Source organism: Ruegeria sp. G10, assembly GCF_056533645.1.
This window is the reverse complement of sequence record NZ_JBQFOQ010000003.1, coordinates 110,102-131,705: the sequence shown is the minus strand read 5'-3', so window position 1 is coordinate 131,705 and position 21,604 is coordinate 110,102. Positions and strand designations below refer to the sequence as shown.

Sequence of the window (21,604 nt, the reverse complement as noted above, 5' to 3'; positions counted from 1 at the left end):
TCAGTCGTGGGGGGAAATGCCGCCAGTGTCAATGCAGGCGCAGATGCGCCGGGCGCGATGGCGTCTTCTCCCAGATCACCACGGGATGCGCCGCACCACCGTTGAGTTCCGACAGCATCTGTTCGGTTTTCAGCCCCGGCAGGTTCGAGAATACGTCAAACAGAGCCTCGGCCCCTTCGGCGTTCACCGGAATGTGAAGGGTCGGCTGACCGGGTTGGTCCAGCACCCACAGCGCCGGGCGTGAGGTCGGGTCGAGCGCCAGCCGCTCGATCTCGCGCGTGGCGATGATGCCACCGTCCAGCGGACCAAGATAGGTGATCTGGCCTTCATCAATGGTCACAACGCCGGGTCCACCCGCGCCGGTGCGGAACCGTGCGCGCTGCACGCCGATGATCGCCAGCGCCGCCGCGACGACAACCAGCACCCAGCCCATCCAGCCCAGCAGCCCGCCGGGGCCGTTGATCCAGCTGAGACCCAGCAGCAGGACAAACCCCGCCACCAGCACCTCGCGCCAGCGCCACAGAGCAAGTTTGGCTTCGGGTCGGATGAAACTCATGCCGTGTCCTTTGGATTGGTGAACAGGATCAGCGAGTAGTGGCCCGCAGGTTTGAACCCGATGCCGATATAGGCACGCGCAGCGGAATCGGAAGCGGCAAACAGAACGGCGCGAGAGACCCCGGCGTTTCGCGCCTCAAGCAGATGCAGGGCAACGGCGCGGCGGGCATGGCCGCGCCCGCGCAAAGCAGGCGGGGTGTAGACGCCGCCGATCTGCACGATCTCAGGCAGACGGGCGTTGAACCCGGTCATGGCGACGGGTTCGCCATCAACCAGAAGCACCCGATGGGAATCGCGTGCCGTGTAGGCCTCGAAGTCTTTACCGGCCTGATCGGCGGCGCGCGCGGGATCGAAATCCATCGCCTCGATCAAATAGTCCCGCCGCCACCCTTCGGTGACCGAGCGATCCAGATCACCGATCGGCACCAGACGCGCTCCGGTGAGGTCGGGCAGCACAAGCTGGTTCAGATCCAGCGCAAACCCCGGCTCATCACTGTTGAGCGTCGCCGGTCGGTCTTCCCAACCGGCGAGCTTCATGATCCGTCGCGCCTGCCCAGCCTTGGCGGCAAGGCCGAACAATGGGTGCCCCCGGATCAGTTCAATCGCCCCGGCCAGCTCATGCTCCGAGCAATTGGGGCATTGCGGCAGCACCATGCCTTCGTTGGTGATGGCGAAGACGGCACGTGGATCATCGCCCAGCGTCCACGCCTTTAAGGATCGGGGATGCGGGCCGTTCAGACCGAAGTCGCGAAGGTTGGCCAGCGGGAACATCGAAGTCTGGATGTGCTGAGACAGAAACCTGTCGATCAGCGGCACATCGCTGTCCTCAGCGGCGCGCCACGTCATGCCCAGTCTCCTAGCGCCTGCTGCCATATGGTCATGGCCGCAACCGCCGCCGTATCCGCGCGCAGGATGCGGGGGCCGAGGCTGACCACATGAGCGAAAGGCAAGCCGCTCAACCGCTTGCGTTCGCGCTCGGAAAATCCGCCCTCGGGGCCAATCAGAATGGCCCAGGGCTGACCCTTCTCATGCGCGGCCAGACGCAGGGCCGAGCCGACCTCAGCCTCGTCACAGAACATCAGCTGACGACCCTCGGGCCATGCGTCCAGAACCCGGTCGAGCCGCTGCAGATCGGCGACCTCGGGAACAAAAGTGCCACCGCATTGCTCAGCGGCCTCGACCGCGTGGGCCTGCAGACGGTCCTGCCGGATGCGTTCGGAATTGGTGAACTCGGTCTGCACTGGCATGATCCGCGCGGCCCCCATTTCCGCCGCCTTTTCAACAATGAAATCGGTGCGCGCCTTTTTGATGGGCGCGAACAACAGCCAAAGATCGGGCGGCATCTGCAGCACCTTGGTCTGCTCGAAGCAGGTCAGTGACCCGCCGCGCTTCCCGGCCTCGGCCACATCGGCCAGCCATTCGCCATCGCGCCCGTTGAACAGCGCCACCTGCCCGCCCACAGACAGGCGCATAACGCCGAAAAGGTAATGCGCCTGTTCGCGCGTCAAAGGAACCGATTGCCCCTGACCCAATGGGTGCTCTACATACAGTCTGATCTTCGCAGTCATGAGACCCTACATATGCAAGGCAATGCCCCAACACCAGACGGTCAGGTCGCGGATGCGGTCAGCGGCAACTGGGTCGACACCCATGCCCCGGCCTTTGCCCGGCCGTACCTGAGGCTCAGCCGCGCGGACCGGCCCATCGGCACATGGCTGCTGCTGATTCCCTGCTGGTGGGGTCTGGCGCTGGCGATCCTCAGCGATGGATCGCCGCGATGGGAGGACCTGTGGATCGCCATCGGCTGCGCCATCGGGGCGTTCCTGATGCGCGGTGCGGGCTGTACGTGGAACGACATCACCGACCGCGACTTTGACGGGCAGGTCGAACGCACCCGCTCGCGTCCGATCCCTTCGGGTCAGGTCAGCGTGCGGCAGGCGGTGATCTGGATGGGGCTGCAATGCCTGCTGGCGCTGGTGATTCTGCTGACCTTCAATCGGGCGGCCATCGCCATGGGCGTGCTCTCGCTGCTGCCCGTCACGATCTACCCGTTCGCGAAACGGTTTACATGGTGGCCGCAGGTCTTTCTGGGGCTGGCCTTCAACTGGGGCGCTTTGCTGGCCTGGGCCGCGCATACCGGCACCATCGGCTGGCCTGCGATTACGCTTTATCTGTCGGGCATCGCATGGACCCTGTTCTATGACACGATCTATGCCCATCAGGACGCCGAGGATGACGAACTGATCGGCATCAAATCCACCGCCCGGCTGTTCGGGACCGATACCGCCCGGTGGCTCAAGTATTTTCTGGTCGGCACGGTCAGCCTGATGGGGCTGGCGATCATCGACGCGGCGATGCCGCAGGCGTCGGTTCTGGCGCTGGTGGTCGCCTTGGGTGGGCCGTGGGCGATGGGCTGGCATATGGCGTGGCAATTGCGCGGCCTCGATACCGAGGACAACGCCAAGCTGCTGCAGCTGTTCCGAGCCAACCGCGACACCGGCCTGATTCCGCTGATCTTCCTCTGCGTCGCGCTTTTCCTCTGATTGCACCTCTGGTTCTGGCTCTGTATGAGTCCGCTACCAACCCGCCCGAGAGGTCTCGAACCCGCCCATGCGCCTGCCTTACGCCCTTGCCGTTGCGTTGATCTTTGCGGTGTCTGCCGTGCTGTCGCTGGTGGCTGCCGGATTTGCGGTCAGCAAGATCGAGGATGCTTCGGAACTGGCCGTGCGCCGCGCGCTGAACCTGCAGGGGCACGACTGGGCCGAGGTCGAATCCGACGGGTTGCGCGTTGTCCTGACCGGCATGGCCCCGGATGAAGCCACGCGGTTCAACGCCCTGACCGCCGCCGGGACCGAGGTCGACACCTCACGCGTCATCGACGAGATGGAGGTCGCGCCCACCGCCGACCTGACCCCGCCTCGCTTCTCGGCCGAGATCCTGCGCAATGACAGCGGCATCTCGATCATCGGGCTGGTCCCCGCCAGCGAGGACCGCGACGACCTGATGGACCGGCTGCAGCGGCTGGACCGGGACGCAATGGTCTCGGACCTGATGGAAAGCGCGGATTATCCCAAGCCCGAGGGCTGGGATACGGCGCTGACCTATGCGATTCAGGCGCTGTCCGATCTGCCGCGCGCCAAAATCTCGGCCAGTCCCGGGCTGGTGCGCATCACCGCCATCGCTGACAGCCAGCAGGAAAAAGACCGGCTGGAACAGGACCTGAGCCGCGCTGCGCCTCCGGGCCTGCGGATCGGCCTTGCGATATCTGCCCCGCGTCCCGTGATCACGCCGTTCACCCTGCGCTATCTGATCAACGCAGAGGGCGGGCAGTTTGATGCCTGTTCCGCGCAGGACGAGGATGCGCGCGACATCATCGTCGAAGCCGCACAGCAGGCCGGGCTGACCGGACCTGCGTCCTGCACCATCGGGTTGGGCGTGCCGTCGCCGCGCTGGGCCAACGCGGCGCAACTCAGCATCCGGGCGCTGGCGGAACTGGGTCAGGGCTCGGTCACGTTGTCGGATGCGGATATCACCCTGGTGGCCGCGCAGGACACCAGCCCGCTGCTGTTCGACCGTGTCGTGGGCGAGTTGGAAAACACGCTGCCCGACGTCTTCGTTCTGCACGCCATCCTACCTGAACCCGAGCCCGACGACCCAACCGGCCCTGTCGAATTCGTCGCCACCCGCAGCCCCGAAGGGCTGGTGCAACTGCGCGGGCGAGTCAGCGACGAGACCCTGCGCGACATGACCGACAGCTTTGCGCGTGCCGCTTTCGGCTCGCTACAGGTACACACGGCGACCCGTATCGCACCGGATCTGCCTGCGGACTGGCCTGTGCGCGTTTTGGCCGGACTTGAGGGACTGTCGCAACTGCATAACGGGGCGCTGACCGTGACCCCGGATTCGGTGACGCTGTCGGGGCTCAGCCATGATCCCGATGCAAAGGCCCGGATCGCGGGGCTGTTTTCCGACAAGCTGGGCGATGCGCAGGATTTCACCCTGTCGATCACCTATCAGGAACCGCCCGAACCCGAGGACGCCTTGCCCGATCCCGAGCTTTGCGAGGAACAGATCGTTGCCGTTCAGGCGGCCAGCAAGATCGCATTCGAGCCGGGCTCGGCCACCGTCGCCGCCGATTCACGCGATGCGCTGAACCAGATCGCCGACATCCTGCGCGACTGCGGCCCGATCCGTCTTGAGATTCAAGGTCACACCGACAGTCAGGGCCGCGAGGAAATGAACCAGCAGCTCAGCCAGTCGCGCGCGCAGTCGATCCTGAACGAACTGCGCGGGCGACGAGTGCCGACCTCAAGCTTCTCGGCGGTCGGCTATGGCGAAACGCAGCCCATCGCCGACAATGGAACCGAGGAAGGCCGCGAGGAAAATCGCCGCATCGAATTCCGTCTGATCCGCCCCGAGCCCGTGGCCAACACCGAAACCGCGCTTGAGGCGATGGAGACCGAGACCGAGACCCCAGAAACCGACGCAACGGATGCGGGCGCAGAGGACCAGTAAGTTGAACAGAACCGAATTCATCATCGCCACCGCCGTCATCCTGTTCGCCGCCTTCTGCATGGGCTGGTTCGCCAACTGGCTGGCCCATCGCCTGTCCCGCGTCCGCCAGAGCGACGTGGCCGATCTGGACCGCATGAGCCAGGAGTTGCACGAGGCCGAGGAAACCCGCGATCAGGCCATCACCTATCTGCAGCAGCGCGAGGCCGAGTTGACCAACCAACTGACCCAGACCGAGGCCGAACTGGATGCGGCCATGGAAGGCCTGCGCGCGGCGCGGCAAGAGGCTGAGGAAATGCGCGGGCGGATCAACAACGCGGATTGAATCGACCGCGTATCTACCAGCGGGTCAGCGCGTCTTCGTCCTCGTCCTTGGCGGCCACCCATTCGGCCCCCGAGGTGGTCAGCTCTTTCTTCCAGAACGGGGCGCGGGATTTGAGGTAGTCCATCAGATACTCCGCCGCCTCGAACGCATCCTTGCGATGGGGCGCGGCAGTGGCGACCATCATGATCCGGTCGCCCGGAGCCAGCCGTCCATGCCGGTGGATCACCAGCACATCGCCCAGCGACCACCGGTTCTGTGCTTCTTCTGCGATCTTGGTCAGGGCGCGCTCGGTCATGCCCGGGTAGTGCTCGATCTCCATCACATCTAGATCGCCTGTTGCCAGATCACGCACCACGCCGGTGAAGGTCACGATGGCCCCGTTGGCGGCATCGCCGTCGGCAAACGCATTTGCCTCGGCCCCCAGATCAAACGGGGCCTCTTGCACGACAATCCGCATATCAGCCGCCCGTCATAGGCGGAAAAAACGCCACTTCGCGGACGCCGGTCAGAGACGCATCAAAGTCCGACAATTCCTGATCCAGTGCCACGCGCAGGGCGGACAGATCGGCAAAGGCCGCGGCATAGCGGTCTTCGCGCGCGCTGAGTTCTGCGACCAGATCACTGACCGTTGCGGCCTGCGTTTCGACCTTTTCCTTCGGCAGGCCGATGCGTTCGCGCACCCAGGCGAAATACAGCACGTCCATCCTTTAGCTCTCCTTCAGGTGGGGCATAGCTTTACGTAGGTAGTCATAGCCGGTGATCAATGTCAGCGTTGCGGCGATCCACAGCAACCACAAACCGATGCGACCCGACCAGAACATGCCCTCAAGATGCCAACGGATATGGTTCAAGTCCTCTGACTGCCCCGAGAGCACCTGGTCGATAATCGTCGGGTCCATACCGAATGTGGCCATCACGAAGTAATGCTCGAAAATCCCCTGCGAAAACAGGATCGCAATCGCCACCATCTGCGCTGTTGTTTTCCACTTGGCCAGCTTGGTGACTTTCAGCGTTCCGGCCACGTCACCCAGATATTCGCGCAGGCCCGAGACAAACACCTCGCGGAACAGGATCACGGTGGCGGGCAGCACCAGCCACGGGGTCCAGTGTTCGGTCGAATAGCCCACTAGGATCATCAGTGCGATCACCACCATCGCCTTGTCGGCAATCGGATCCAGCATCGCCCCGATCTTTGTTTCCTGCTTCCATGCACGGGCCAGATAGCCATCGAACCAGTCGGTGATTGCCGCAGACAGGAACAGGATCAGCGCGAACCAATCGGCGTAAGGCCTCGTGAAATACAGAAACATCACGGCCAGACCGGGGGCGGCCAGCAGGCGCAGCACGGTCAGGATATTGGGCAGGTTCCACTTCATGGCCCGACCCTACATCGCGCGCGCAAGACAGAAAAGACAGGGTGTCGAAAAACATCACCAATCACAGCACCTTGGTCAATGCGCCGCAGCCCTTGGCCTTTGTGCGGTTTGCGGTCAGATTGCGCCGCAGACCAAAGGTGAAGCCCATGACCACTCATATCCGGACCGACCCAAGATCAAACCTGCTGGGCAGCGCCTGGATGGTGGGCGCGATGGCGGTATTTGCGGTCGAGGACGCGCTGCTGAAATCCGCCGCCGCAGGTCTGCCGATCTGGCAGGTGCTGATCCTGTTCGGGCTGGGCGGGTCAATGATCTTTGCCACTGTCGCAGCCCTGCGCGGTACCCGGCTGTTTCACCCCGACGTGCTGTCGCGCCCCATGCAGGTACGCGCCTTTTTCGAGATTCTGGGCCGGATGTTCTATGTGCTGGCCATCGCCTATACGCCGCTCTCTTCAGCGACGGTGATCCTGCAGGCCACGCCTCTGGTCGTTGTCGCCGGGGCAGCGCTGTTCTTTGGCGAAACCGTCGGCTGGCGACGCTGGTGCGCCATTCTGATCGGTCTGATCGGCGTGGTGATCATCGTGCAGCCCACGGGCGACAGTTTCTCGGCCCTGTCGATTCTGGCGGTCCTTGGCATGATCGGGTTCGCAGGCCGCGATCTGTCCAGCCGTGCCGCTCCGGCATCGCTGAGCACCGAGGTGCTGGGGTTCTACGGGTTCATCTGCGTCATCATCGCTGGGGGTCTGTTCTGGCTGTTCGAAGGCGGCACTTTTGTTGCGCTCAGCCCCAGCCACAGCCTCTATGTTCTTGGCGCGGTGTCCTGCGGGGCGGTCGCCTATGCCTCGCTGATGAAGGCGATGCGCACGGGCGAAGTCTCGTCGGTGACGCCGTTCCGGTATTCACGCCTGCTGTTCGGGGTCGGGCTGGGCGTGTTGTTCTTCGGAGAACGCCCGGATCAGACCATGTGGATCGGCAGCGCGCTGATCGTGGCCTCGGGGCTTTATATCCTGTGGCGCGGGCGGCGGGCCTAGCCCTTGTCGTGGAAGAAATCATAGACCTTCTGCGCCAACCCGGCTGATATCCCCTCGACCGCTTTCAGATCTGCCAGATTGGCGCGGCTGACCGCCTTGGCGCTGCCGAAATGAGTCAGCAGGGCGCGTTTGCGCGCAGCCCCCACGCCGGGGATTTCATCCAGCGGCGTTGCTCCAACCGCCTTGGCGCGTTTGGCCCGGTGGGTGCCGATTGCGAACCGATGCGCCTCATCCCGCAGACGCTGGATGAAATACAGCACCGGGTCGTTGCGTTTCAGAGCAAACGGGCGCTGGCCAGTTCGGTGGAATTCCTCTTTGCCATGATCCCGGTCGACGCCCTTGGCGACGCCGACCATGGGGATGTCCTCGACCCCGTGCTCGACCATGATCTCATGCACCGCACTGACCTGGCCCGCGCCGCCGTCGATCAGCAGCAGGTCCGGCCACAGGCCCTTGTCACGATCCGGGTCTTCCTTTTGCAGGCGGGTGAAACGGCGGGTCAGGACCTCTTTCATCATGCCAAAGTCATCGCCGGGTGTCAGGTCGTCGCCCCGGATGTTGAACTTGCGATAGGCGTTTTTCATGAACCCCTCGGGGCCCGCCACGATCATGCCACCCACCGCATTGGTGCCCTGAATATGGCTGTTATCATAGACCTCAATCCGCACGGGCGGTGCGTCCAGCTCAAAAGCCTCAGCCACGCCGCGCAGCAGCTTGGCCTGCGTCGCGCTTTCGGACATGCGGCGGGCCAGCGACTCGCGCGCGTTCCGCAACGCTCCGGCGACCAGTTCCTGCTTTTCACCGCGTTGAGGGACAAGGATTTCAACCTTGCGGCCCGCCCTCTCGGACAACGCCTCTTGCATCAGATCGGCGTTTTCGATCCCGTCCGACAGGATCAATTGCCTCGGCGGTTCCTTGTTGTCGTAGAACTGACCCAGAAAGGCCTCCATCACCTCGGCAGGGGATACGTCGGCCCCGACCCGAGGGTAGAAGTCCTTGTTTCCCCAGTTCTGGTTGGCCCGGATAAAGAACACCTGCACGCACGCCTGCCCACTGTCCATATAAAGCCCGATCACATCCGCCTCGGCCACGCCGCGCGGGTTGATGCCCTGAGATGTCTGCACCTGCGTCAGCGCCCGAATGCGGTCGCGCAAACCGGCGGCACGTTCGAACTCCATCGCCTCAGACGCGGCCATCATTTGTTCGGCCAGATCTTCCTGCACCTTGGTCGAGCGGCCCGACAGGAACCGTTCCGCATCGCGCACGCTTTCGCGATACCCCTCTTCCGAGATCAGCCCGACACACGGCCCCGAACACCGCTTGATCTGATAGAGCAGGCAGGGCCGCGTCCGGCTGTCGAACATGGAATCCGAGCAATTGCGCAGCAGAAAGGCCTTCTGCAACTGGTTCAGCGTCCGGTTCACGGCACCGGCGCTGGCGAAGGGGCCGAAATAGGCGCCCTTTTCCTTTTTCGCGCCGCGATGTTTCTTGATCTGCGGAAAGGCGTGATCCTTGGCGACCAGAATGTTGGGAAAGCTTTTGTCGTCGCGCAACAGCACATTGTACTTCGGCTTGAGCTGCTTGATCAGGTTCTGCTCCAGCAGCAGCGCCTCGGTCTCGGTCCGTGTGGTCAGAAACATCATCGAGGCGGTCGCGGCAATCATCTTCTCGATCCGCCCCGAATGGCCCGGGCGGGTATAATTCGACACCCGCGCCTTCAGGTTCCGCGCCTTACCGACGTACAGAACCCGGCTGTCCGCATCCAGCATCCGATACACGCCGGGCGAGCTGTCCAGCGTTTTCACATAGCGCTGGATGCACGTATAGCCGGTCTGTTGCGGGGTGGGGTCTGGTGCGCTGCTGGCGGTCATGGCTTTCAGATATGATTCTCTGACTATGGCTGCAATCTTGCGCGACCCAGATCAAGAGGAAACAAATCCACGACTTCTGTGGATAAGTGTGCAGATAACTTTCCCATCATCGTGATTTTCCCTTAAATCATTAAGCATTCCTTGATTTGCGTAAAAAATAGGCAGCAAACTAAGTATTTGATTTGTAGTTATATTTTTTGTGATCTGAGACAAGTGTATGAAAAACAATACAATTTTGTAACGGCTTGGTAACAGAAATGAGAGCGGTGCAAAACTTACACTGAATATACTTATTCTACGCCCAACACATCCGGCGTTTGCCAGCCCAGATGCTGCCCCCCATCGACGCACAGAAGCTGGCCAGTGACGGCGTGGGCATCCAGAAAATAGCCGAGCGCAGCGGTGATATCCGACGGGTTCGCCCCGCGCTCTAATACCGTGTTCTGGCGCTGTGCCATGAAATGCTGCTCGCTTTGACGATGGCCCTGCAGGGTCGGACCCGGCCCGATTGCATTGACACGGATGGCCGGTGTCAGGGCCTGCGCGGCGGTTCGGGTCAGCGCCCATAACCCCATCTTGGCGATGGTGTATGACATGAACTCAGGCGTCAGCTTGCGCACACGCATATCGACCATGTTGACGATCAACCCCGTGGCCTGGGGCTCTCCCATCAGGTCCGTTTCCGCAGTCAGCCCCTGTTCGGCCATCGCCTGCGTCAAAACAAATGGAGCGCGCAAGTTGCTATCAAGGTGACGATCCCAGCTTTGGCGGGTCGCTGTATGGATGTTGTCGTATTCGAAGATCGAGGCATTGTTGACCAGACAGGTGATCGGACCACCCAAGCCTTCGGCAGCGCGCGGCAAAAGGGTGGTGACTTGCGCCTCATCCAACAGGTCGGCGGGCAGTGCGATTGCCTTGCGGCCCAGAGCCTCAATCTCGGAAACGGTCTGCTGGGCGGCGTCGCCTGAGGTCGCGTAGTGAACCGCCACATCCATGCCGCGCCGGGCCAGGTAAACGGCCATTGCGCGCCCAAGCCGTATTCCAGCGCCGGTTACCAGAGCTCGGGTCATAGGTCGCATCCTTCCGTCAAATCACGCCAGCAAACTGACTATGTATACGACGTAGAGCAAGGTCAGGATCATTCCCCAGACGCGTGTTATGTCTTTCTTGAAAAACACGAACGGGATCAGCAGCAAGGATGCGCCCAGCATAACCCAAAGATCAAACCGCAGGAATTCGGGATCCACCGGAATACGTCCGAACAAGGTCGCGATCCCGATAATGGCGAGCAGGTTGAACATATTCGACCCGATGACATTGCCCAAGGCCACATCCGCCTGCCGGCGCAGCGCCGCCATCACGGTGGTGGCCAGCTCAGGCAAAGAGGTGCCCACCGCGACCAAGGTCAGGCCGATCACCGTTTCACTGATCCCATAATCGCGCGCAATGATTGTCGCATTGTCGACCAGAAGATGCGCACCGGTGGGCAGACCGATCAGGCCCAGCACCAGATACATCCCGACCTTCCAATAGGGCATATCGGGATCGGCTTCTTCCAGCCCGTCAAGCTCATCCTCGTCCGCGCAGGCCTCGCCACAGGCTTTGCGGTGTGCGTTGGCCTCACGGAAGGCGTTCATCAGAACCAGCGCCAGCCCGGCCAGCAATATTGCACCGCTGAGCAGATTGAACACGCCGAAGAAGGCCAGTGCGATAAACAGGACCGAGGCCATCAGCATGAAGACATAGTTCTTGCGGCTGTCGCATTCGCTTGTGTGCAGCGTCGCCAGTAGCGCAGGCAGCCCCAGCACCAGCAGGATATTCGCAGTGTTCGATCCCACCACATTGCCCAGCGCAATGCCCGGAGCGTTTTCCTGAATCGCGCTGATCGCGATCAGCAGCTCGGGGGCCGAGGTGCCAAAGGCCACGATGGTCAGACTGACGATCAGCGCCGGCACGCCCAGCCGCAGGCTCAGGTTCACTGCCCCACGGACCAGTGCATCCCCGGCCAGCAGAAGGATCAGCAGACCCAGACCTGAGAACAGCCACGCGGTCATCCACGTCCCCTCTTGTCACAGGGGCATGGCCCCTTGCCGATGCGAAACCGCCCGCAGCGTGGACATTTGGCCGAGCTCAGCCGTTTCTGCCCCGGAAAGCGCAGCTTTCCGAACATGGCCAGTACGCCCATGGCAATCAGGAACAGAGTGACGGCTTTGATGATCACGTTACAACCCGAACCGCGCAAAGGCCGCGCGTTCCTCAAGCCCGGCGATGGCGTCTTCGGCGAACGAAGCGCCAAACCGCGACCAGATGGGTTTGCGCATCCCGTAACGGCGGAATTTGATCTTGTCGCCGAACCGCTCTTGCATCTTCGGTTTCAGATGCGCGATCCCATCGATCAGACCCAGTTCCTGCGCGCGGCGCGCCAGCCAGACCTCGCCATTGAACAGATCGGTATTGGCGTCCAGCTTGCCCTCGCGCCGGGTTTTGACATGAGTGATGAAATTCTCATGAATGTCGCCCAGCAGCACCTTGAGCCGCGCGACGTCCTCTTTCTTCTCGGGCGCAAAGGGGTCCAGCATCGATTTCGACGTGCCTGCCGTATGCACGCGCCGCTCGAACCCCTGCCGGGCCAGAAAAACATGCGCGCCAAAACCCGACGAGATCACCCCGATCGAGCCCAGAACCGAGCTGTCATCGGCATAAATCTCATCCGCCGCAGCCGCCAGCCAGTACCCGCCCGAGGCGGCGACATCCTCGACAAAGGCATAAACGGGGATGTTCAACTCATCCGCCAGCCGCCGGATCCGCGCGCCTATCAGGGAACTTTGCACAGGAGAGCCGCCGGGCGAGTTGACCTCAAGCGCGACGGCCACGGGCTTGCCTTTGCGAAAGGCTTTCTCAAGCACCGGTGCCAGCGCGGTGGCATTCATCGACCCACGCCCGGCCATTCCGATGGCGCCAGACAGACGGACAACGGCCACAAAGGGCTGCTTTTTCAGGAACGGCAGGCTCAGTTTCATGGATGCCGATGTAGAGCGCGCCCGAGCCGTTAACAAGGGACCGACATTGCCATAAACGCGACGTGAACCAATTTCCCACACCCGATGGGCAAAAATGCAACGCCCTAGCTGCGGATGCGCCAGCCGCTTTTGAAGATCCAGCCAATGACCGCAAGGCACAGACCAGTGAAGCCCAGGATGGCCAGAAGGCTCCAGAAAATCGGCACATCTGCGATGCCGTAGAAAGACCAGCGGAAGCCGGAAATCAGATATACGACCGGGTTGAACAGGGTGATCGTTTGCCACACGGGCGGCAGCATCGAGATGGAATAGAATGTTCCCCCCAGAAAGATCAGGGGCGTGACGATCAGTTGCGGGATCAGCGACATCTGTTCGAAATTGCTAGCCCAGATGCCGACGATGAAACCCAGCAGCGAAAAGCTGAGGCAGGTCAGCACCAGAAAGGCCACCATCGCCAATGGGTGCTCGACCCGTATATCCACAAAGAATGTGGCGGTGATCAGAATCACCACCCCTACGAACAGGGCCTTGGTCGCCGCTGCCCCGACATAGCCGATCACGATCTCAATGAAATTGACCGGGGCCGAGAGCAGCTCATAGATCGTACCCAGAAACTTGGGGAAATAGATGCCGAACGACGCGTTCGAGATCGCCAGCATCACCACCGACAACATGATCAGCCCCGGCACGATGAACGCCCCGTATGAGACCCCCTCGACCTCTTGGATGCGGCTACCGATGGCGGTACCGAAGACGACGAAATAGAGCGACGTGGACAAGACCGGCGACAGAAAGCTTTGCGCCAGAGTGCGGAAGAACCGGGCCATTTCGAACCGGTAGATGGCGGCAATGGCGGACCAGTTCATGCGGGCTCTCCCGAGACAAGGTTGACGAAGATCTCTTCCAGGCTCGACTGCCGGGTCTGTACATCTCGCAGCACCAGCCCGGCCTGCGCGACATCGTTCAGCAGCGTGGTGATACCCGTGCGTTCGGCATTGGTGTCGTAGGTATAGATCAGCACATCCCCCTCGCCGTTCAGCGTCAGCTGGTGTTCTGAAAGGCTGTCGGGAATGGCTGGGATCGGGTCGGTCAACATCACTTCGATCTGCTTTTTGCCCATCTGCGCCATCAGGGTATCCTTGTCCTGCACCAGCAGCAGTTCACCCTTGTCGATGACGCCAACGCGGTCGGCGATGGCCTCGGCCTCTTCGATGTAGTGGGTGGTCAGGATGATGGTCACGCCCGCCTGTTTCAGCTCGGCCACGATCTCCCACATATCCTTGCGCAGCTCGACATCGACCCCGGCGGTGGGTTCATCCAGGAACAGCACGCGCGGCTCATGCGCCAGCGCCTTGGCGATCAGCACCCGGCGTTTCATCCCGCCCGACAGTTCCTTGATCGCATTGCGCCGCTTGTCCCACAGCGACAGCTTGCGCAGGATTTCCTCGATCCGGGCATTGTCGCGCCCGTGGCCAAACAGACCGCGCGAGAAACGGACAGTGTTCCAGACCTTCTCGAACGGCTCCAAAGCGATTTCCTGCGGCACCAGCCCGATCATCTTGCGGGCGGCGCGGAACTCGGTCTGGATATCATGTCCACCCACAGTCACCGACCCCGAGGTCGGCGTGGTAATCCCGCACACCGTCGAGATCAGCGTCGTCTTGCCCGCGCCATTCGGCCCCAGCAGCGCCAGAATCTCACCTTCCTCAATGTCCAGAGTCACGCCTTTGAGCGCCTCAAAGCCATCGGCATAAGATTTGCGCAAATCCCGGATCGATAGAATGGTTGTCATGTGGCCCCTCGTTCTGACCTCGCAACCTATCGCGCCGGGCAGGCCGGGAACAGCCCTTTTGCGCACAGCACGCTACGCGCTGACGCAGGGATCCGAACAGTCTGCACTTGCATTCAAACGTTCATCGCGAAACCCTACACATCAGGAGGATCCCATGCTGGCAGGTTTGCGTATCATCGAATTCGAAGGCCTCGGCCCCGCCCCGTTTGCCGCGATGATGCTGGCCGATATGGGGGCCGACGTCATCACCATCCACCGCAAAGGCGGCGCGATCACGCCCGGTATGCCCGAACGCTCGCTGCTGGATCGCGGCAAACGCTCGATCGCGCTGGACCTGAAAGATCGCGAAGACCTGAGCATCGCCCGGCGCCTGATCTCCACCGCCGACGCGCTGATCGAAGGCTTCCGCCCCGGCGTGATGGAGAAGCTGGGCCTCGGCCCCGAGCCCTGCCACCAGATCAACCCTAAACTGGTCTATGGCCGCATGACCGGCTGGGGGCAGCACAGCCCTCTGTCTGAAACCGCTGGCCATGATCTCAACTATATCGCCCTATCCGGCGCGCTCTGGTACGCCTCACAACCGGATCAGCCGCCACAGACACCGGCCACACTGGTCGGCGATATCGGCGGCGGCGCGATGTATCTGGTCGCCGGTCTTCTGGCCGGGCTGCTCAACGCGCAGCGCACCGGCAAGGGTACGGTGGTCGACGCCGCCATCTATGACGGCTCAGCCCATATGATGAACCTGCTGATGAGCCTGCGCCAAACCGGCAATCTGTCAGACACCCGAGGCCAAAGCCTGCTGGACGGCCCGCATTGGAGCCGCACCTATACTTGCGCCGATGGCGGCCATATCTCGGTTCAGTGCCTGGAACCCAAGTTCTACGCCTGCTTTCTGGACTTGCTGGGCCTCTCAGAAGACCCCGACTTCGCCCAACAATACGACCCCGCTTACTGGCCCCGGCTGACAGACCGACTCAAGTCCCTGTTCGCCAGACAACCCCGCGACCACTGGACAGCCCTCTTCCACGGCACCGACGCTTGCGTCGCCCCTGTCCTGTCCCCGAACGAAGCGCAAGCGCATCCGATGAATACCGCCCGCCAAACATGGATCGACTCCGACGGCACCAGACAAGCCGCCGCCGCCCCACGCTTCTCAACCCACGACTGGCACCCCAAACCCAGCCCCAAACGCGGAGAGCACACGTACGAAATCCTGAACGAACTCCCGCCCGCTTCATCTGGCTAAAAATATCCCGGGGGTGAATTGGCCACAGGCCAAGAGGGGGCTGGCCCCCTCACCTGGCTCACCGCCCGCGCACCGTATCGATCATCAACTGAACATTCTCAGGGTTTGCATCCGGCGTAATCCCATGCCCCAGATTAAAGATATGAGGGCCTTTCGAGAATGCCTCAACAATCGCGCGCGTCTCATCCACCAGCGCCTGCCCGCCGGTCACCATATGGGACGAGGCCAGATTGCCCTGCACACAACCATCCACCTGTACATTCGCAGCCGCCCAGTCTGGCGACACCGAATTGTCCAGCGCCACGCAATCGACACCCGTGGCCTTGGCAAATCCGACATAACCTTCACCCGCTTCACGCGGGAAGCCGATCACTGGTATACCCGGATGCCGCGCCTTGATCGCTTGTGTGATCACCCGGCAGGGCTCAACAGCGTATTTCTGGAACGCCTCGCCCTTCAAAGATCCCGCCCAGCTGTCAAAGATCTTCACCACCTCGGCCCCGGCCTCGATCTGCGCAGACAGATATTCGATCGTTGCCAGAGTAATCCGATCCAGCAGAGCCTCGAACAAGGCGGTGTTCTCTTCCCGCAACGCATGGGCTGGCCCCTGATCCGGCGTACCACGCCCAGCGATCATATAGGTGGCCACTGTCCACGGGGCACCCGCGAAACCGATCAGAGTGGTCTCAGACGGTAATTCTCGCGACAGGATGCGCACGGTCTCATAGACGGGCGAGAGCGTCTCGTGGATATGCTCAACCGGTTTCAGCGCATCGAAATCCGATTGCTGCGTGATCTTCGAAAGACGGGGTCCTTCACCGGTGACAAACCATAGATCAGCGCCCAGCGCTTGCGGCACCAACAGGATGTCGGCAAACAGGATCGCCGCATCAAAGCCATAGCGGCGAATGGGCTGCAAGGTGACCTCGGCCGCCAGCTCGGGGTTGTAGCACAGCGACAGGAAATCCCCCGCCTGCGCACGGGTGGCGCGATATTCGGGCAGATAGCGCCCGGCTTGACGCATCATCCAGATCGGCGGAACGTCCTGAACCTCGCCCGCCAGCGCCCGCAGCAATGTCTTTGTTTCGGCCATACCTGCCCCCAATCTTCCGGTCTGGCGTCACGCGTCGGCCTTCAGTGGCAATTTGTCAAGCTCTGCCCCCATTGTCAGGGCAATGTGACGCGACTAAAGCTGTGCGCATGAGTCTCACATTGCCCACCCCCGCCTCGCCTCTCAAAATCGGTACCCGTGGATCGCCGCTGGCGCTGGCACAGGCACATGAAACCCGCGCGCGTCTGGGCAAGGCGTTCGGCCTGCCCGAAGACGCGTTCGAGATCGTGGTGATCAAGACCACCGGCGACAACCGCGCCATGATCGATGCGGATCGCCCGCTGAAAGAGATCGGCAACAAGGGCCTGTTTACCAAGGAAATTGAAGAGGCAATGCTGAAGGGCGAGATCGACATCGCCGTACATTCGACCAAGGACATGCCGGTGGAACAGCCCGAGGGGCTGGTGCTGGACACGTTCCTACCGCGCGAGGATGTGCGCGATGCGTTTATCTCTCCCAGCCTGAACTCCATTCACGATCTGCAGCAGGGCGCTGTGGTCGGCACCTCGTCGCTGCGGCGTCGGGCGCAATTGCTGAACCGCAGGCCCGATCTGAACGTGGTCGAATTTCGCGGCAACGTGCAAACCCGCCTGAAAAAACTGGCCGATGGCGTGGCCGATTGCACCTTTCTGGCCATGGCCGGGCTGCGCAGGCTGGATATGAAAGACGTCCCCGCCACTGCCATAGCACCCGAAGATATGCTGCCCGCCATCGCCCAAGGCACCATCGGGATCGAACGGCGCAGCGATGACAGCCGCGCCGCCGATATGCTTGCGGCGATTCACCATGTAGAAACCAGTCAGCGCCTTGCAGCCGAACGCAGCCTTCTGGCCGGGCTCGACGGGTCCTGCGAAACCCCGATTGCCGGGCTGGCCGAGATTCGCGACGGACAGTTGCATTTGCGCGGCGAGGTTCTGCGCCCCGATGGGTCCGAGGCGATCAGCGAAGAAGCGACAGGCCCCGCCGAAGACGGGCGCGAACTGGGCCACGCCATGGCCGAATCCCTGTTGAAACAGGCCGGTCCGGGTTTCTTCGACTGGCGTTAATTTACTAATTTCTCGTTAATGTGAACTGCTTCACTGTCGCCCATCAGATGATGGTGCAGTATGGCTTTATTCCGATGAGGATAGAGATCAGTCTCGAATATATCGAAAGTTTTAGCCCGTTTTGTTTTAGATAGTATTCGAGGGGGCGAGATTGATCTTTCTGTCCGATTGAGGCGGGGCGCGGTTTAACGATCGCGTCCCGCTCTCTTTTTTACTCTGCAGCCTTTTCGACGCCATTGTGATGGCTGAAGATCACAGGACCGGATCGCGCCTCGGACCGGAAATCCACGGTGCGCCCGTGAAGCGCCTGATAAAAGCTGGCAAGGCCGTGCTCGACCTGCGGCGCCTGGGTCAGACATTCGTTGCACAAGGCCGTGACCACGTGCTGCGGAGACCGGTCGCGAATGGTCTGCAGCAGCAGCTCGTGCGTGGCCTTCAGGGCCCGGAACGCGGCCGTCTCGGCCAGCGCTCGGTCGCCAACCAGAATGAATACCGGCTCGGGTTCACTTTTGCCCTTCAGATCGACAAACCCGGCCTCAAGCAACGCCAGGTCCGCCCCTGCGGCCTGCCGCACCCCCTGCGAGACAAGGATATCGTAATCCACATGGCGGCAATTCTGCTCGATTCTCGCCGCCACATTCACCACGTCACCAATCACCGTATAGTTGAACCGGCTACGCGATCCGATATTGCCCACACAGGCCGACCCGGTCGCACAGCCGGTCGCCAGCGCGATCTGAGGATGCCCCCGCATGATCGGCGAGGCGTTGAAGGCCCGCAGCGCATCGCGCATCTTCAGCGCAGCCCAGGCGGCGCGACAGGGGTGATCCTCGACCGGCAGCGGCGCGTTCCAGAACGCCATGACCGCATCGCCGATAAATTTGTCGATCGTTCCCCTCTCGATCAGAATTTGATCGCCGATTTCCGAGAACAGCTCGTTCAGAAGGGCCACCAGATCCGTGGCCGAGACCGACTCGGACAGAGGCGTAAAGCCCCGGATATCCGAGAACATCACGGTGATTTCCTGCGATTCCCCGCCCAGTTGCAGCTGGTGGCCGTTGGCCTCCATCTCGTCCAGTATCTCGGGCGCAACGTAATGCGAGAAGGTCTGCCGGATCACCCGCTTTTCGCGTTCGGTCGAGACGAACAGGTAGCCTGCAAGCAATCCGAAATTGGCCATGCCCCCGGCCAGCGGGAAGGTGGCATCGAACAGCACCGACTGGTTCTGAAACGCCAGCCAGCTGATCGCGATCACGACGCCAGCGGCAGCACCGCCCGCAACGAATGAAGCCACCGCGCCAAAGCTGGACATAACCACCGTGACAACGACTCCGAGGATGACAAAGGCCAGCAGCTCCAAAGCGGCGGTCACATCCGAACGGCTGAGCATATCGCCAAGGATGACCTGTTCGATGATCTGGGCGTGGATCGAGACACCGGGAACGGATTCGCCCAAAGCGGTCTCTCGCATATCGAACAGACCGGCGGCAGAGGTGCCTACCAGAATGATCCTCCCCTCGATCTCAGCCCGCAATGCCGGATCATCGCCACGTTGCATCACATCATCGGCAGACAGGTAAAGCCGGGGATCGTCGCGCCTGTAGCGCACCCAGATCTCACCGTTTTCCGTGGTAGGCAACAGCAGATCACCGATGCCGACACCCAGCATGATGCCCGCCTCATCCTGCGCGCCTTCGGCGAAAAGAACGGGTGCGCCCATTGCAACCCTCAGGGCTTCGATCCCGAGTGCCGGTAGAACACCATCCGGCCCGGCCCACAGTATCGGCACGCGCCGCACCACACCCAAACCGCCAAAGGGTGAGACATTTACTCCACCAATCCCGGCGGCATCCTCGGCCAGAGGCGGGGCCAGCCCTGTCCAGTGACCCACATGCACAAGTCCGGCTGCCGGGTTCTCTCCAATCTCGACCAGTCCCGCTTTGGGAACGACCGTGGCGCCGCTGGCGGTTTGCCGGGCAGCCACCCCCAGAACCACCGGCCAATTGGCGATCTCGTTGCCAAACACCACATCGTTGTCCAGATTCGTTGCTGACCGGTCCACCCGAAGGATTCCCGACAACTGAGGATCCTTCAGCAACCGGGATGGCGAATATCGGTCGGGTTCGGCGAACAGCACATCAAAGGCAATCGCCGCCGCGCCATACTGCCCCAAACGTTCGACCATCTGCGCTAGCTGAGTCCTCGGCCACGGCCATTGACCCCACTCGGTCAGAGACCGTTCATCGATATCGACCACACGCACGGGCAAATCCGGGTCGTAGGCGCGTGGGGATAGGCGCTGCAGAGCATCGAAATAGATCAGACGCGACATTTGGACAGGGTACGGGTCGGCCACCCGGACAAAACAACCCAGCAGAATCAATCCCAGACCTACCAGCCGGAAAATCAGTCTTCGCCCAATTTTTTCTTTTATCCTGCCAACCACGGTCGCCTCTCCGGCGTTGGGAACAGTCGATGCTCTGGGCTTATCGTCCTGCCGTTGCGGTCACATTGCCTGCCGTCGCTGTCGCCCGGGCGCCAGAGCCACCGCCGGACGGGCTGGCCGACACATTCAGGCCGCCTCCAGAGCGAACGCCCGACCTTGAGGAAGAGTTTCCAGCTTCCGACCGCGCACCTGGGTTATCAGCCCTTTCACCAGATGGTCCTTCCGATCCGGACCGCGTCTCGGCCCGCGCCACATCCCGGGATGTACCCGAGCTGCGGTCAGGTCGTTCAGATTCGGTCGAAGGCGCACTGGCCGCACGTTCCGAGCATCCCCCCGCATTGAACCGAAGCGGGGGCAGCAAAGCATTCTGAGACAGGACAAACGGAAAGCCCCCTTCCAGCGCCTTGTCATACTGGGCCTGATCGGCAGGTCGCCCGACCTGCCCTCCGGCGTTGGTTGCAAACATGCTGCACTGACGGCTTGCGGACCGACACGATCCGCGCCGACCGCACATCTGGACCGTGCCTTCAAGAACCAGCATCGCGCTTTGTCGCTGCGATGTGATCCACATATCAAAAGTGGTGCCCCGCACCGCCATCGTGGCAGACGGTGTTTTGATCGAATAGGCCCGCTTGCGGCTTTTGCCCGAGATGAACCGAAAACTGCCGCCCAGCGCCTGTACCGTAAAGCTCTTGGCCTTTCGGTTGCCCCGTAACATGGACACATCCAAAACCATCTGCGCGTTCGGTCCAACGGCAATTTTGGTCTCATCGACAAACAACAGCTGAACGACACCTGTCCGGTTTGTCGTGATCATATCGCCCGAGACCACGTCCATTCCTTCGCGCAGACGAATCTTCTTGCCGTCCCGCACCACATCGGCGCCGGGTTTGGCGCTCAACACTTTTCCGATCGATGCAAAAGCCGACGCTGGCAGCACGGACAAGGATATGAAAACAAAAAACAACTTCAACCAGGCCAAAACCAAGTCCCCTTCCCCCAAAGGTTCCCATCGAGGGTCTAAACTTCCCCCGCGCCCGATATCTGTCGCCTCAGAATGCTAAATCTGAATAGTCTTGCAATGTATTAAATCTGCACAAATATGCGCTGAAACAGGGGTATTTTGCAAGCATTCCCTTTTTTGAAGATCACCGCCGACTGCGCCGAGCCTTTCAAGCCGCGACAACGGCGAAGCGCGCGTGCTGAATTTACGAACCGGTCGCCATAAAATTTCACCTTGCATCGAAAATCGCCTTGTATCCCGCCGACC

Annotated in this window: 22 protein-coding genes; 6 read left to right on the top strand and 16 right to left on the bottom strand. The window is 61.6% G+C overall.

What is annotated here, in order from left to right; translation table 11 throughout:
* Positions 1–28: 28 nt before the first annotated feature.
* The 3 genes from ACR0KM_RS07500 to ACR0KM_RS07490 are packed head-to-tail and all read right to left on the bottom strand — an operon-like array spanning position 29 to position 2,123.
* Complete coding sequence (locus ACR0KM_RS07500) at positions 29–556, bottom strand: hypothetical protein (protein WP_480860085.1); 528 nt, start codon at positions 554–556, stop codon at positions 29–31.
* Positions 553–1,401, bottom strand: a complete 849-nt coding sequence (locus ACR0KM_RS07495) for a GNAT family N-acetyltransferase (protein ID WP_480860084.1) — start codon at positions 1,399–1,401, stop codon at positions 553–555. Before ACR0KM_RS07495 ends, ACR0KM_RS07500 begins: the two co-directional genes overlap by 4 nt.
* Positions 1,398–2,123: a 16S rRNA (uracil(1498)-N(3))-methyltransferase gene (locus ACR0KM_RS07490; protein WP_480860083.1), complete on the bottom strand. Its 726-nt coding sequence runs from the start codon at positions 2,121–2,123 to the stop codon at positions 1,398–1,400. Before ACR0KM_RS07490 ends, ACR0KM_RS07495 begins: the two co-directional genes overlap by 4 nt.
* Positions 2,124–2,135: 12 nt before the next feature.
* Here ACR0KM_RS07490 and ubiA point away from each other — a divergent pair, with 12 nt between their 5' ends.
* The 3 genes from ubiA (at position 2,136) to ACR0KM_RS07475 (ending at position 5,392) form a co-directional block, all read left to right on the top strand.
* Positions 2,136–3,098, top strand: a complete 963-nt coding sequence (ubiA, locus tag ACR0KM_RS07485; RefSeq protein WP_480860080.1) for a 4-hydroxybenzoate octaprenyltransferase — start codon at positions 2,136–2,138, stop codon at positions 3,096–3,098.
* A 67-nt stretch (positions 3,099–3,165) separates the two neighbouring features.
* Positions 3,166–5,070 (top strand): OmpA family protein, encoded by a 1,905-nt coding sequence (locus ACR0KM_RS07480; RefSeq protein WP_480860079.1) that lies wholly within the window; start codon positions 3,166–3,168, stop codon positions 5,068–5,070.
* Position 5,071: 1 nt separating this feature from the next.
* Positions 5,072–5,392, top strand: a complete 321-nt coding sequence (locus ACR0KM_RS07475) for a hypothetical protein (protein WP_480531758.1) — start codon at positions 5,072–5,074, stop codon at positions 5,390–5,392.
* A gap of 13 nt (positions 5,393–5,405) precedes the next feature.
* Here ACR0KM_RS07475 and ACR0KM_RS07470 read toward each other — a convergent pair whose 3' ends face one another.
* From ACR0KM_RS07470 to pgsA, 3 genes are read right to left on the bottom strand one after another with little or no spacing between them, the layout of a single operon-like run.
* Positions 5,406–5,849 (bottom strand): molybdenum cofactor biosynthesis protein MoaE, encoded by a 444-nt coding sequence (locus ACR0KM_RS07470; protein WP_480860077.1) that lies wholly within the window; start codon positions 5,847–5,849, stop codon positions 5,406–5,408.
* Between the two features lies 1 nt (position 5,850).
* The gene (moaD, locus tag ACR0KM_RS07465; protein ID WP_480823394.1) at positions 5,851–6,096 is read right to left on the bottom strand and encodes a molybdopterin converting factor subunit 1; all 246 of its coding nucleotides are present in this window, start codon (positions 6,094–6,096) and stop codon (positions 5,851–5,853) included.
* A 3-nt stretch (positions 6,097–6,099) separates the two neighbouring features.
* A complete protein-coding gene (gene pgsA / locus ACR0KM_RS07460) occupies positions 6,100–6,768 on the bottom strand; it encodes a CDP-diacylglycerol--glycerol-3-phosphate 3-phosphatidyltransferase (protein ID WP_480860075.1) in 669 nt (222 codons plus the stop codon).
* A gap of 146 nt (positions 6,769–6,914) precedes the next feature.
* Here pgsA and ACR0KM_RS07455 point away from each other — a divergent pair, with 146 nt between their 5' ends.
* Positions 6,915–7,799, top strand: a complete 885-nt coding sequence (locus tag ACR0KM_RS07455; RefSeq protein WP_480860073.1) for a DMT family transporter — start codon at positions 6,915–6,917, stop codon at positions 7,797–7,799.
* Here the strand turns inward: ACR0KM_RS07455 and uvrC are convergent.
* The 7 genes from uvrC to ACR0KM_RS07420 form a co-directional block, all read right to left on the bottom strand.
* Entirely contained in the window at positions 7,796–9,670 is a 1,875-nt protein-coding gene (gene uvrC / locus ACR0KM_RS07450; protein WP_480860068.1) for an excinuclease ABC subunit UvrC, read from the bottom strand. The genes ACR0KM_RS07455 and uvrC overlap by 4 nt on opposite strands.
* Positions 9,671–9,960: 290 nt before the next feature.
* Complete coding sequence (locus ACR0KM_RS07445) at positions 9,961–10,740, bottom strand: SDR family oxidoreductase (RefSeq protein WP_480823386.1); 780 nt, start codon at positions 10,738–10,740, stop codon at positions 9,961–9,963.
* 21 nt (positions 10,741–10,761) lie between these two features.
* The gene (locus ACR0KM_RS07440; RefSeq protein WP_480823384.1) at positions 10,762–11,724 is read right to left on the bottom strand and encodes a calcium/sodium antiporter; all 963 of its coding nucleotides are present in this window, start codon (positions 11,722–11,724) and stop codon (positions 10,762–10,764) included.
* Complete coding sequence (locus tag ACR0KM_RS07435) at positions 11,721–11,891, bottom strand: hypothetical protein (protein ID WP_480823382.1); 171 nt, start codon at positions 11,889–11,891, stop codon at positions 11,721–11,723. The genes ACR0KM_RS07440 and ACR0KM_RS07435 overlap by 4 nt, the downstream gene beginning before the upstream one ends.
* 1 nt (position 11,892) lies before the next feature.
* On the bottom strand, positions 11,893–12,690 hold the full coding sequence (locus tag ACR0KM_RS07430; RefSeq protein WP_480823380.1) for a S49 family peptidase: 798 nt from the start codon (positions 12,688–12,690) through the stop codon (positions 11,893–11,895).
* A gap of 104 nt (positions 12,691–12,794) precedes the next feature.
* A complete protein-coding gene (locus ACR0KM_RS07425) occupies positions 12,795–13,556 on the bottom strand; it encodes an ABC transporter permease (RefSeq protein WP_480860067.1) in 762 nt (253 codons plus the stop codon).
* Positions 13,553–14,482, bottom strand: a complete 930-nt coding sequence (locus ACR0KM_RS07420) for an ABC transporter ATP-binding protein (protein WP_480531736.1) — start codon at positions 14,480–14,482, stop codon at positions 13,553–13,555. The genes ACR0KM_RS07425 and ACR0KM_RS07420 overlap by 4 nt, the downstream gene beginning before the upstream one ends.
* 154 nt (positions 14,483–14,636) lie before the next feature.
* Between ACR0KM_RS07420 and ACR0KM_RS07415 the strand changes: the two genes are divergently transcribed.
* Positions 14,637–15,731, top strand: coding sequence for a CaiB/BaiF CoA transferase family protein (locus tag ACR0KM_RS07415; protein ID WP_480865472.1), 1,095 nt, complete (start codon positions 14,637–14,639; stop codon positions 15,729–15,731).
* A 58-nt stretch (positions 15,732–15,789) separates the two neighbouring features.
* On the opposite strand, the gene hemE is transcribed toward ACR0KM_RS07415, so the two are convergent.
* Complete coding sequence (gene hemE, locus ACR0KM_RS07410) at positions 15,790–16,824, bottom strand: uroporphyrinogen decarboxylase (RefSeq protein ID WP_480860768.1); 1,035 nt, start codon at positions 16,822–16,824, stop codon at positions 15,790–15,792.
* 107 nt (positions 16,825–16,931) lie between these two features.
* Between hemE and hemC the strand changes: the two genes are divergently transcribed.
* On the top strand, positions 16,932–17,888 hold the full coding sequence (gene hemC / locus ACR0KM_RS07405; RefSeq protein WP_480823371.1) for a hydroxymethylbilane synthase: 957 nt from the start codon (positions 16,932–16,934) through the stop codon (positions 17,886–17,888).
* A gap of 211 nt (positions 17,889–18,099) precedes the next feature.
* Here the strand turns inward: hemC and ACR0KM_RS07400 are convergent, their stop codons facing one another.
* Together ACR0KM_RS07400 and ACR0KM_RS07395 are read right to left on the bottom strand one after the other, a co-directional pair.
* Entirely contained in the window at positions 18,100–20,334 is a 2,235-nt protein-coding gene (locus tag ACR0KM_RS07400) for a CHASE2 domain-containing protein (protein ID WP_480860765.1), read from the bottom strand.
* A 40-nt stretch (positions 20,335–20,374) separates the two neighbouring features.
* Positions 20,375–21,238 carry a FecR family protein gene (locus ACR0KM_RS07395; RefSeq protein ID WP_480823367.1) on the bottom strand — a complete coding sequence of 288 codons (864 nt, stop codon included), beginning with the start codon at positions 21,236–21,238 and terminating at the stop codon, positions 20,375–20,377.
* Between the last annotated feature and the right edge of the window lie 366 nt (positions 21,239–21,604).